This window comes from Maribellus maritimus (assembly GCF_022267315.1).
In the GTDB taxonomy this organism is placed as follows: domain Bacteria; phylum Bacteroidota; class Bacteroidia; order Bacteroidales; family Prolixibacteraceae; genus Draconibacterium; species Draconibacterium maritimum.
Genome location: NZ_JAIKLE010000052.1, coordinates 1 through 12373 on the forward strand (window position 1 = coordinate 1; position 12373 = coordinate 12373).

Sequence of the window (12373 nt, forward strand, 5' to 3'; positions counted from 1 at the left end):
CGAAAACATTCAGATGGATAGCTTGGAAGCGTGGAAAGACCTTGGGATTTCCCCTGAAGGAAAGGCATTCTCAGGTTCTGCAACCTATTCTGTTTCTTTCAATTTAGATGAAATAAAACCCGAAACGGATTATTTATTGGATTTAGGAAAGGTAGAAATGATTGCAGTTGTATCGTTAAACGGAAAAGAATTACAAACGCTGTGGTCACCGCCATTTCGTTTGAATATCAGCGAAGCAATAAAACAAGGAAGGAACGACCTTACCGTTGAAGTGACAAGCTCCTGGTTTAACCGACTTGTTTATGATGCAGGGCAGCAGGAAGAAAACAGAAAGACATGGACGATAAGCGGACCATCGATGGATTCTCCTCTAAGAGAAAGTGGATTAATAGGACCGGTGAGATTCTATATTATAAAAAACTGAGATGAGTTTTTTGTTTTTTCATGTTCATAGGATCGTTATATACTTAAAGATATAATTTAAACAATAATTCAATAAATAGTGACAAAGAACGAGGTTATTTTAAAAGCGCTCAGCAACCGGATCTCTGATTATTGTTATTGAAGGATTGCCTATGTCACCAAAAGATAGTCATCAATCCAATAGATTAAATCAATATTAATATCCTGAACAATGCAAAATAACCCTGAAAATACCATTGAATTGCTGCTTGATTTTCTACAGAAACGAGAAGACTTTGAAACAACACTCTGTTATCAAAATATACAACAAGTCTCTGAGAAAATAGAGCCAGCTTTAGTTCAGAAATTTTATTCTATTGAAGATGAAACAATGAAACGCTCCTTCATCCAAAATATACATGCCCGGTTGGTTTGGGAGATTGATTATTTTACTGAAATAAAAGAACCGGATGCAAAGGGTAATTCAAAGAAGGAACCAAAGAAATTGAGAGAAATTACTGAAGCAAAGTTACTGGAATTAAAATATGAAGCTTTGCAGATTATGGATGAAGAAGATGACAGTTTAATCATTTTTAAAACCCGACAGGAGAAGTGGCTTGACAAAGAAATTGTTGGGAAAGAGCGGCAAAACCTGGACACATTTCTATAGGTTAAGTTGTCGAAGTACGAGATTTCGTTTTAATCTGACAGGTTTTATGAATCAATTACATCTACAAGGTTCTTTGACATATTGAAAATAAGCGATCTATATATACTTGTCGATCCTCCGGGCAAAATACGGTTTGGAGGATCGACAACAAATTCATATTAAAATACTATTTTTGAAAAACGTAGTTCCTTGAAAATGAACTATTTTTTTTGAGTCGTCGAAAGACTCGCAATCGTACCAAAGTGGAATTGAAAATTACCAGATGGAATACCTGGTATTAGGGAAGTGGCTCGCAATCGTACCAAAGTGGAATTGAAAATTTCAACAGCCAGCATTCCGTCGCGGCTTCCGCTTCTCGCAATCGTACCAAAGTGGAATTGAAAATTGCTAATTTTTGCTTTTGCTGTGCTTTTTCTAGCTCTCGCAATCGTACCAAAGTGGAATTGAAAATGGATTGCAACAAACGATGTAATAAGTGGGGATTACTCTCGCAATCGTACCAAAGTGGAATTGAAAATTCCAGGTTCTCCGGTTCAGAACAAATAAAACCAACTCAAATCGTAGAAGGGTGGTCACTTTGACCGGTTTTTTCAGTTTAACAAATAATTTGCCTACAATCCCAAATTATTAAATTTATTCGATTTGAGAATTTTAAGCCAGAAATAAAGCCTCAAAAACTGAATACAAAAACTACTTGCAATAATTAATTCAGATTATTTTTGCTCAGGAGAAGTAATTCCGGCAATATAATTTCGGAGAGCATAAAAAACTCCCCGGTCTCTCCGGGGAGTCAAAGTTTGCAAGTGAATTTTTTTTTCCCTAACAAACTAAACCATATCTTCACTTTTTTTATATCAATAACTATAGTTTCAGCAAATCGGGTTTTGCACCTGTTTTTTTCGACATAATCTGATTGGTTCAAACCTAAAAGATATTGAGTATAAAATCAAGTTCCTGCGATGAATGTCCTTCTGATTGCGACGTTTGGAAGTTTTTTCAAAATTAAGTTTACTCTGCTTAGTTCATAAAAAACAATATTAAATCCGAACTGTGTGTATTTAGTACCATACATCGTAGTTTGTTTATTATTCATCGCAGGAATTTGTTTGTTTGCAACACAAGAATTAAGTTTAAAAAGATTATGTGTTAAGATGACAAAGAATCATACTCCAATATTTTTAAGGTATCGTTTTTGGTGGCATGTCCTGTTTTGGGTGGTTGTATTGTTAGTATTCTGGCTCATTTATGCCGGGTACAGGGGAGAATACTATCGGGAGTTTATTATCAATGTCATTCAATTACCTGCCAAAATGATAGGTACTTATGCTTTTATTTACCTACTACTTCCGCTGGTAAAAAAGAAGAAGTATGTGATATTTGGGATTTTGGTACTGATTCACTTTTTTTTGTACGGAATTATTGTTCGTGCTTCCATCTATTATACTAACCCTTTTCCTGAAAATATTTCTTTTGCGAGAAATAACTTTTTCGATTTGACCAGGATTCTCAGTAAAGCCGCGTCAGATTATGTTTTGCCAGGCATAGCCTCTGCCATCTACATTTTTAAAAGATGGTACAGCGAGGAACAGAAAAATAAAAAAATGCTTGAAGAAAAAATAGCCGCTGAACTCAATTTTTTAAAAGCACAGATACATCCTCATTTTCTGTTTAACACGTTAAATAATCTATATACATTAATTTTACTAAAGTCAGAAGAAGCTGCAGATATTGTTTTAAAATTATCAGAGTTGCTTGACTATATGATTTATAAGAGCAATATCAGGTTTGTCCCTCTGGCAAATGAATTGGAAATTGTTGAGGGGTATATTGACCTCGAGAAAATGAGATATAGCGAAAGACTGGAATTATCATACGCGGTAAACGGAGAAGCTGATAAACACCAAATTGCGCCTCTTATTTTACTGCCATTTATTGAGAATTGTTTCAAACACGGTGCGAGTAAGGATCGTATGAAACCAAAGGTTAACATTGAAATAAGTATCATGTCTGAGTTTCTTACTTTAAAAGCAATCAATTCAGTTCCTGAAAAAAAAGGAAAAGAGGAGCCTGAAAATGAAGGTATAGGTTTGAACAATGTAAAAAGAAGACTTGAGCTGATTTATCCTGATAAATACGAGCTTAAAATTAATTCAAAAAACAGGTTGTTTGGGGTAGAATTAAGAATATTTTGGGTGTAATATTTTACTATGGAAACAAAAGTACAGTGTCTGGTTGTAGATGATGAGCCTCTGGCAATCAGGTTGTTGAAGATGCATTTGAGTAAGTTTGGTACTGTAGAAGTTGCAGGGGCTGTTGAAAATGCAGTCGATGCAATCGATTTTCTGAATACGCATAAAGTTGATCTTATGTTTCTTGATATTCATATGCCTGAAATGAAAGGAACAGAATTACTAAGATCCTTAAAAAATCCTCCTGCCGTTATCTTTACAACAGCCTACCGCCAGTATGCGCTTGAAGGCTACGACCTGAGTGTACTCGACTATTTGGTAAAACCTATTTCATTCGGGCGTTTAACGCAGGCCGTCGAAAAATATTTTGCTTATCATATCCAGGGAAGAAGCAAGTTTTTACGTAAAGCTGAAAAAAGCGAAGAATTTCTTTATTTGCAGGAAAGAAGTTTTATTCACAAAATTCCGCTCATCGAAATTGTATATGCAGAAAGCATGGGGGATAACCTGACTTTTTATCTCAACGACAGAAATATTACCAGCAGATGCACTGTTTCTTCGGTAGAAGAATTTTTGTCACAGAATGGTTTTTTAAGGATACATCGTTCCTATGTCGTTTCTCTCAAGCGAATAACAAGCTTTGGCCCGGTGAGTGTTTTTATTGGGAAGAAGGAGTTGCCCATCGGAAAAACTTATCGGAAAAACGTGCTTGAGCAGCTTAATTACAAAGCATTTTTTAACAAATAAAACTAAACCAATGAACCGAACTAAAAAAACTAATACATCAGAAAGATCTTTACTTACGATGGTAATGTTGATGGTTTTTGGAGCCTCTTTATTTACCGCATGTAAAACGAATAGTTATCCCCAAAAAACTGAGCCTGTTGGTTCGGGCGATGTTAAGTGGGAAGAAAAACAGACTTCGGAAGGATGGAGTATGGTAAGCAATAAAAACGGGACTACTCTTGGGTATTCCATGACTTCGGGGCTTTCACTTATCCAGGTGGATGGATACGCATTTAAAGATCTCAATAGAAATAACTTGCTGGATGAATTTGAAGACTGGCGCCTTGACTTTGAAACAAGGGCGAAAGCCATGGTCGATGAGATTTCGGTTGAGCAGATGATGGGCATGAAAATGAATCCTTTTGGCGGCTGGAGGGTTAATCCCGATTCACTTGACTCCGTAATGAAAAATTCACTGGATCTGGGTTACAGACAACTTCGGGCGCCCCGTGGAGGCACTGCTGACGCAAAAACAAAGGTTAATTGGAACAATATGGTACAGGAATATATTGAAAGCCTTGATGAAATAGTCTGTGTTCCCGCGGTTTGGATAGATGATCCCCGGTCGGGAGACGTATCAAACTGGCCAGGTAATCTTGGTATGGCGGCGACCTTTGATCCTGAAATTGGAGCCCAATATGGCAGAATGATGTCAGAAGAATGGCGTGCAATGGGGATATCAATGCAGGTCGCAACGCAAATGGACCTTGCAACAGAACCACGATGGAAACGAATTCCAGGGACGTTTGGCGAAGATCCTGCGCTGTCGATGGATATGGCCAGGGCTGTAATCAATGGCTGGCAATCAACCTACGATGAAGAAGGAAATGATCTGGGCTGGGGAAAACATAGTGTAAACAATCAGATGAAACATTTTCCCGGAGACGGTGCCGCTGAAGGTGGTCGTGAGTCGCACACACGTGACGGAGCATATAACATTTTCCCGGGAGGTCAGTTTTTTACACATGTTTTGCCATTTCTTGCCTGCATGGATTTGCCCGGGAAAACCAAAACGGTATCGGCTGCCATGACAAACTATTCGGTAGGAATTGAAGCAGATGGATCGCCGGTGGGAGATGAGCGTGTAGGCTCAAGCTATAGTCAATATAAAATCAACGATTTGTTGCGGGAAAAGTACGGCTGGGACGGATATATTTTAACTGACTTTGGCATTCTTACCAGCAAGAATTATGGCGTTGAAGATTTAAGCCCGGTTGAAAAAAGACTAGCCATTCTGGAAGCGGGTTGTGATGGATTTGGAGGCGAAGGTGGTGGCTTGCAGGAAAGTGTTGATATTGCAATGGAATCTTATGAACTTGGGTGCGCCAACCTGGGTAAAGCTGAAATGGATAAAATCATGAAAAAAGGAACGGAGAGGATTCTTAGAACTCACTTTAATATCGGTATTGTTGACAATCCATATCTGAGTGTTAAAGTTGCCGAATCGACCTATAAAAAACCTGAGCATGAAGCGGCCGGCCATCAGGCACACCTTAAATCGGTCGTAATGCTGAAGAACAGCGGCGGCATCATTCATAAAGCATCAGCTGGAACTGAAAGACCCAAAGTATATATTCCCCGGTTATATTCGGCAGCGACAGGTGGGTGGAGAAGGACACCTGCATCCGCCGAACCGGGATTTAATCTTGAAGCAGCCGGAGAATATTACGATGTGGTGACCGATGCGCTGGCTGATAAGTTTACCGGCCCGGCTGATGAAAAAGGCAATCCAACCTTATCTCCAAACGATATTATACGTGCATCAAAAGAAGAAATAGCTGAATGTGATTTTGCCGTTCTAAGAATAACCAGTCCGCAAAACGGAAATCCAACATTTATGGAATCCGGAGGCATGAGGGATGACGGTGTGGAATCTAAAGATATAGCAGCTGAGCGCGAGAAATATATCTATCTGCCAATTTCATTACAATATCGGCCATATACTGCCAATTCAGAATTTGTGCGTCAGGAGTCTTTAGGGGGAGATATGATAGAGATATCAGAGCAATCGGCTGAGGGAGAAACAAAGAAGTTCATAAAGGAAAATCGTTCCTATTATGGCAAGACAGGAATCATAACAAATGAAAGTCATCTGGACCTGGTGCTGAACATCTCGGCTCTGGCTGATAAAGTCATTGTTGCAGTAGATGCATCAAGTCCTATGGTTTTTGGGGAATTCGAGAGCGAAGTTGATGCAATCCTTGTGGGATTTGGTGGTGGCCGGTCTGCCTGGTTGCCTGATGAGGTATTTCTTGAGATTATAGCGGGGAAGGTAGAGCCTTCCGGATTGCTGCCACTTCAGATGCCCGCGAATATGGAGACTGTCGAGGTGCAATTTGAGGATGTGCCAAGAGATATGGAATGTTATACTGACAATGAAGGCAATAGCTATGACTTTGCATTTGGTCTGAATTGGTCTGGTATAATCAGCGACGAGCGAACAGAAAAATATAATGTAGCGCCAATTGTAGGTCAGCCACCACAATTAAATTAGGTGTTACTGATGGTTTAACTTTTGATATATCTACTAAAAGTTGAGTAATCAGGATTGGTTGTAGCACGTAAGCTAAGACTTTAAGCGCAAAATTTTTTGAGAACCTTCTCAACTACGATCCAGCAAAACAAGGATTGAAACCGTCTGCCAACGATAGTAATCTTGGTCATATTTTAAAAAGGATCCAGCTATAAATAGTTAATCCTCAGTATTTTTTAATTATACTTTGTGAAGCGGTATCAGTTAAAACAATGTTTGAAATAACCTCATTATATCATGAGAATAATATCAACTAGCTTTTTCCTTACTGACTGCTACTGTATAAAGTGTGCTGTGTAAGTGTTTGGTTTATAGTGGTTCTGAGTAGGAATGTTAGAGGTTGCAAATGTAATGTGAAACAATTGAGAATCGTCTATTATTTTGTTATTGTTAACTTGAGAGTAGAGTAATTCTTTTCCAATTAAATAGAAATAAGTGTTAAAGAACACAATGTGTTATCATTGAAAATATTTAGAAAAAATAATCTCTAGATATTTATCAGTTATCTCTGGAGTATTTTGATCTATAACAAAGAAATCTTTCATCCAAAGATAATCGTCTGCGACAAAATAATATGGCAAATGCTGGGTATCTGCATTTAGCCCAAATGAATCTTCAAGAATAATATAGGCAGGATAATTTACCTCATTCGACCTACACATTAGAAATAATGATCTAATATTTTCATATGCGACCAGTAAGATAATATTATCAGAATCAATATCCTTTGACTTTCCTTTTAACCTTAATAATTCTGACTGTACACAAGATTCACAAGTCAATACTGAGAAATAAAAAATAAGCTTGGGCTCTTTTGAAAGAATATCTATAAATGATAATGTATCTTCATAAACAGTAGATAGTCTCATTTCAGGATTAAATTGAAAAGAGTTATCAAGAATCTCAAGAAGACATTTGTTCTGGAGGTTTTCGAGTTTAGCACTAACTATTTCGTTTTTTGCTACTATCAAATTTTCGTTTCGCTTTTGCTTTTTGCAGAGAACTACTAAAAAAGCGGAAAGAATACTCAATACTGTTACTATTGCAATATTCAAATATTCATTTTTCATTTCGTTATTTTTTTTCGGTGACAAGCATTATAACCGCATTATCTAAAACATTAGAATTTTCAATTTTTTTATAGAAATCGTTTTTCTGCTCAATATTTGTAATATCAATACTCTTGTGTGGATAATTTTTTAATAGCTGCTTAAATTCATAAGGATAAAACGTACAATACAATCTTCCATCTTTGAGTGCGTCCACAGGTAAAAATGGGAATCCACCATCTATATCATTAATAAAAGCTGTCTCATACGCTAGTCTAAAGTCTTCCGTTTTCAAACAGAAATTAATAGCTTCATCCTTTTTTTTATCATATATTATATGTTTTAGTTCATTATTACGGATGCCTTTTATGAAAAACAAATACTTTTCAAATTCTATAAAATATGCAAAAAAGAGATTATCCTTTTCCAAAGAACCCCGATTTTTTACATTATTATACCCCTTATAATCAATGGTATATCTTGGAAACAGATCTCCTCCATTAGTAACTCTATAAATTGTATTTAAATGTATTTCCCAGAAAGTCAATGAATCGCAATAATAATTTAATCGGTGCTGACCTGCTTCCGCCATTGCTTGCTGCGCGGCCTCGTTTTGCCTGTTAAAACTATTTCTTATAAATTTTCCGTCAAATGAGTAAAGAGCAAAACAGTAATTGCCATTATCAATAAACAGGGGTGTTGCATATGTTATTATCAAACCAGTATTATTAATTACTTCTATACTACTTGGATAGGGCGTTCGAAACCTGAAATCGTATTGATAATTGCCATTATAGTCGTAGCAAATTACTTTCTGTAAGTACCTGTCTAGAACAAATATTCGATCCTTCAAAATATCTATCGAAAAATCCAGTACCTTAACATATTGGCCAGGGCCCCTGCCAATGCCACCTACATTGGCAATAAATTTTCCGGAACTGTTAAATATTAATAATTGTTTACTATCGCTGATAAATACTAGACTATCATCAATACTGATTTTTTTAATATCATCCATTAAACATTCGTTGGTTGTTTCTAAGAAAATATACTCGACTTTTGCAGCAATTTCACTCAATTTCATAGTTTTTTCACTACTGGTTAAACCAGATGTTAAGTCAATCAGTTTAACACGACTATTTACTTGTCCTGACAATTTGTAAGAGAAGATTAAGCCACAAATAATTACACAATATAAAGTAGTATATTTCATCTTACGACTCGTACTTTCTTCGTAGTAACTCTTCATAAACAATTTTTTCTGATCTTGGAAAGGTATAAAAAACATACCATTGGGGTTTTGTGTTAATCATTACTTATTTTGATGTTGTTTGGTATTCGTAAAAAGGCTCGCTTCATCAATTAGCAAACTAAGAGGAGCTAATGACTTTCACAAAAAGGCACTTTACTGCTTGACATTATAAATATAAAAATATTGGTTTTTGCTGTATAATAATTAAACTATTCATTAAAAAATTATTACAAAATAGGATCGTATATAAGGACTTGGATTTGCATGTACTGACCTAAATTATTAGTGTAGTTATAAGAAAGACAGACAATGTGCTTTTGATAACATAGGAATCTTCCAGCTTTTGGAATTCACTGTTGTTTTAAGCTTTATGAATCAATATCTTTGAGTATTTCTTATTCCTTGTTAATTGTTTTTTTCCTTATTCTAACTTATCTGTTCAATCTTCTAGCCTGCTCTTTGACTAATCGTTCGGGTTTTTGTTGTATATCCATTTTCTGTTAGGCACCAGTAATAATTGAGGAGATAACAAACTTTTACCTTTGTTGAGGGTAAAGAAATTTTAGGGGTTATCCCCAACCACGTCCAATGGGCGTGGTTGTTTATTTAAAGTATTAAGAGGAATTAGCTCTGTACGTGCAGATGGTATATCATTGAAACCACCGTGCTTTGTATACATGCATCTCTGGAAATGACAGGTTTCCTTCCGGGTTAAGAAATTTTACGTGATATGTCCACCAGCTTTCTTCCGGAATGGTAAAAACGTAGCGTCCCTCTTTGTTTTGATTGATGCTTTTTATGTTCTCTTTATCGGGAAAACCATCTATCTTGCTGAATTTCTTGCTTTCAATATCAAAAATCCATGCACCTGTATGCTCTGTTACAAAAAGATGCTTTCCATCCGGAAGCATTTGCAGATCGTGTCCGCTTATACCGGGAATTTTCCATTCTTCCAGAAGGGAAAGTTGGTTATTGTTTCGTTTGTATTCACGCAATGTTTTATATCCCAGTGCAAAAAGAGAATTCCTGTTTTTGTCCCAGATTACACCATGGGCAGAATATAAACTGTCAGAGAACAAAAGCTTTGCAGGATTTGCAATTTCAAATAGCATTAAACGATTTCCATTATTGGCTGTAGACGCTGCTGCAACCAGTTTGTTGTCGGGTAAAAGTTCGATAGAATGTGCATTAGGAACTTCTGCATAGAAGAGGATTTTTTTATCATCTTTATTAATCATGGCCACAGCACCTGACGATGAAGAGACTAAGATTTGTTTACCCCCATTTATAGCTTTACAATCATCTATCGTATTAAATTTTTTGGGGTTAAACAAAGGAGGAAGATTGGTTGCTGTATGTGCATCCCAGCTCCAGATAATATCAGGAACTGTATCCTGGGAATTAGCTGCAGCTTTTGTTAGCAAAACTTTGCTATCGCCGCAAACCAGTACCAAATTCTTTTCTTTTATCTCATTATTACATGATAAAAATCCAGTTAGAGATGCCAGTAAAATAAGGATAAGAAAGAAATTTAGATTGAAAAAAATCTTTTTGTTTCTAAAGCTTTCTAATGAGCGAATCGCATTCATTATTTTGGGTTTTAATTATTTGTTTGAAAATATACTTTTTTATTATTTGCTAAATCGCTTTTCTATTTAAAAAGAAGAAACAACATGAAATTTTCTGTCGTTCCTTCTTTCACAAAAATTCAATAGTATTTTCTATTTGTACAATAAATCCCACCCCGGATTCTGCTCCAGATTTGAATTGAGTGTTAACTCTTCTCTGGGAATCGGGTTTAAGTATTCCCAATTTCCAAATTCCGGCAACGAACGGTTTAAATAAGGCGCTATCCTTCCTGATGTTCCGTTTGTCAGGCCATTGTTTTCACTTAATTTTAAATATTGTACTCCGCTTACTTTATTGTCAGGAACATCGTCATTTACGCCTAAAACATACAAGTCAGGATTCCCATCCTGATCAAGATCGATAAGTTTTTTCATTCCTGAAATGTAGATACCGGAATACTGAGCCCTGAACCTGTGCCCTTCTGCCCAACGGATTAAATCGTCTTTTCTGAATCCTTCAAAAGCCAGTTCAACACGTCTTTCTCTTCTAACCTCCAGGATAACAGGGTCTGAAGTGTTGCTGTATTCCTCATTTAATGCAGCATTATTGGTAACAGGTAGAGATAGATTTGGAAGCCCTGCCCGCTGACGAATTACATTTAATGTAATATCAACATCTGTTTGTGTAAGTGTTCCTAATTCTGCTTTTGCTTCCGCATAATTTAACAGGATTTCTGCATATCTGATAATAATATTATCGCGAGAGTCTGCTCCCTGATCTTCTGACGGAGGTCCTACTCGCTTAATAATTTGATAACCTGTCCTATTCTCGGCAAAATCATTAACGGCTACTGTGGTCGTTCCAATTCTTATATAGCCAGGAAAAACAACAGTCTGATTTAACCGGGGATCGCGATTTTGAAACTCGTTGTAGTATGACATTGTATCCCGTTCTTCTGCACTTGGGTATTTTTCCTGGAAACTTATACCGTTATCCATTAAGTAAGAAGATATAATCGAGTGAGTAGCCCCGTAGTTTCCATTGGAAGTAGAGGTAAACAAAGGTGTATAGTAATATCCGGAGCCTTCCACCCACGATTTTGCCATAATTACTTCGTCGGTACTAACACTTGTTGCCTGAAACAGATTGAAATAGTCTTCATTTGGATTACCTGTTGTGTATAAATTATATACATCAGCATCCATCAATTCTTTACTGGCATCCATTGAATAGTTTATAAATTTATCGGCATCGGGCAAGCTGGCATCGTTATGGTATTTTCTCCAGGTTCCTTCATACAAACAAATTCTGGATTTCAAAGCTAATGCAGTCCATTTTGAAGCTTTGTTTTTGTACCTGGTTTCCGGGAGGTATTGAATGGCAAAATCTAAATCGTTTACAACAGAGTCCATAACCAAAGTTCTGCTGTCTCTTGTTTTATACAACAATTCTTCATCATTGGTTTGTAATGGTTGTGAGTACCAGGGCACATCTCCAAAATCACGAACCTTATCAAAATAGAACCAGGCTCTGAAAAATTTTGCAATGGCTAGGTATTCATTCTTTATATTTTCATCGATACCTGATGCACTGCAGTTTGCAATGAAATAATTTATATTTCTTAGCTGTTCCCAGTCCCAGCCACCGCTGCCCAAAGCAGTAGGAACATTATAATCGGCAGAACGAATGGTGGGAAGTGTAGTAAAACGTTCGCAGTTGTCGCTGTTGAAATCATCTGTGATTTTTGCATAGTCTATATAACTATAGAAAGAGTTGGTAAATGTTTCCAGCCCGCTTTCGCTTTCAAAAAAATCGGCTGATTCGCCGAGTTTGGTATCGGGTGTAAGCTCCAGATAATCGTTATTACATGAGTATAACAAAAGAAAAAGGACTGGTATAATAAATATTTTATTTTTCATGGTT

Annotated in this window: 9 protein-coding genes and 1 CRISPR repeat array; of the genes, 5 read left to right on the forward strand and 4 right to left on the reverse strand. The window is 36.6% G+C overall.

All coding sequences use genetic code 11. From position 1 onward, the window contains the following. The 5 genes from K5G00_RS26485 to K5G00_RS26505 all read left to right on the forward strand — a co-directional run. Nucleotides 1–424: glycosylhydrolase-like jelly roll fold domain-containing protein (locus K5G00_RS26485; protein ID WP_238769508.1), on the forward strand; the 424-nt coding region annotated here is incomplete at its 5' end. Nucleotides 425–634: 210 nt separating this feature from the next. Beyond that, the gene (locus K5G00_RS26490; RefSeq protein WP_238769509.1) at nucleotides 635–1072 is read left to right on the forward strand and encodes a CRISPR-associated endonuclease Cas2; all 438 of its coding nucleotides are present in this window, start codon (nucleotides 635–637) and stop codon (nucleotides 1070–1072) included. Nucleotides 1073–1297: 225 nt separating this feature from the next. After that, nucleotides 1298–1591: direct repeats of the CRISPR family, unit length 32 nt; unit sequence CTCGCAATCGTACCAAAGTGGAATTGAAAATT. Nucleotides 1592–2223: 632 nt separating this feature from the next. Then, nucleotides 2224–3270, forward strand: a complete 1047-nt coding sequence (locus K5G00_RS26495; RefSeq protein WP_238769510.1) for a sensor histidine kinase — start codon at nucleotides 2224–2226, stop codon at nucleotides 3268–3270. A gap of 9 nt (nucleotides 3271–3279) precedes the next feature. Further along, nucleotides 3280–4008, forward strand: a complete 729-nt coding sequence (locus K5G00_RS26500) for a LytR/AlgR family response regulator transcription factor (RefSeq protein ID WP_238769511.1) — start codon at nucleotides 3280–3282, stop codon at nucleotides 4006–4008. Between the two features lie 10 nt (nucleotides 4009–4018). Beyond that, nucleotides 4019–6541 carry a glycoside hydrolase family 3 N-terminal domain-containing protein gene (locus K5G00_RS26505; RefSeq protein ID WP_238769512.1) on the forward strand — a complete coding sequence of 841 codons (2523 nt, stop codon included), beginning with the start codon at nucleotides 4019–4021 and terminating at the stop codon, nucleotides 6539–6541. Between the two features lie 497 nt (nucleotides 6542–7038). On the opposite strand, the gene K5G00_RS26510 is transcribed toward K5G00_RS26505, so the two are convergent. The 4 genes from K5G00_RS26510 to K5G00_RS26525 all read right to left on the reverse strand — a co-directional run bounded on the left by K5G00_RS26510 (nucleotide 7039) and on the right by K5G00_RS26525 (nucleotide 12369). Continuing rightward, entirely contained in the window at nucleotides 7039–7650 is a 612-nt protein-coding gene (locus K5G00_RS26510; RefSeq protein ID WP_238769513.1) for a hypothetical protein, read from the reverse strand. A gap of 4 nt (nucleotides 7651–7654) precedes the next feature. Next, complete coding sequence (locus K5G00_RS26515) at nucleotides 7655–8878, reverse strand: 6-bladed beta-propeller (RefSeq protein ID WP_238769514.1); 1224 nt, start codon at nucleotides 8876–8878, stop codon at nucleotides 7655–7657. A gap of 653 nt (nucleotides 8879–9531) precedes the next feature. Then, nucleotides 9532–10470: a DUF6528 family protein gene (locus K5G00_RS26520; RefSeq protein WP_238769515.1), complete on the reverse strand. Its 939-nt coding sequence runs from the start codon at nucleotides 10468–10470 to the stop codon at nucleotides 9532–9534. A 132-nt stretch (nucleotides 10471–10602) separates the two neighbouring features. Continuing rightward, entirely contained in the window at nucleotides 10603–12369 is a 1767-nt protein-coding gene (locus K5G00_RS26525; protein WP_238769516.1) for a RagB/SusD family nutrient uptake outer membrane protein, read from the reverse strand. Nucleotides 12370–12373: the final 4 nt, after the last annotated feature.

Bases quoted from the DNA above. Each gene is read 5' to 3' on its own strand.
- K5G00_RS26490 (WP_238769509.1), top strand. From the start codon at position 635: ATGCAAAATAACCCTGAAAATACCATTGAATTGCTGCTTGATTTTCTA.
- K5G00_RS26495 (WP_238769510.1), top strand. From the start codon at position 2,224: ATGACAAAGAATCATACTCCAATATTTTTAAGGTATCGTTTTTGGTGG.
- K5G00_RS26500 (WP_238769511.1), top strand. From the start codon at position 3,280: ATGGAAACAAAAGTACAGTGTCTGGTTGTAGATGATGAGCCTCTGGCA.
- K5G00_RS26505 (WP_238769512.1), top strand. From the start codon at position 4,019: ATGAACCGAACTAAAAAAACTAATACATCAGAAAGATCTTTACTTACG.
- K5G00_RS26510 (WP_238769513.1), bottom strand. From the start codon at position 7,650: ATGAAAAATGAATATTTGAATATTGCAATAGTAACAGTATTGAGTATT.
- K5G00_RS26515 (WP_238769514.1), bottom strand. From the start codon at position 8,878: ATGAAGAGTTACTACGAAGAAAGTACGAGTCGTAAGATGAAATATACT.
- K5G00_RS26520 (WP_238769515.1), bottom strand. From the start codon at position 10,470: ATGAATGCGATTCGCTCATTAGAAAGCTTTAGAAACAAAAAGATTTTT.
- K5G00_RS26525 (WP_238769516.1), bottom strand. From the start codon at position 12,369: ATGAAAAATAAAATATTTATTATACCAGTCCTTTTTCTTTTGTTATAC.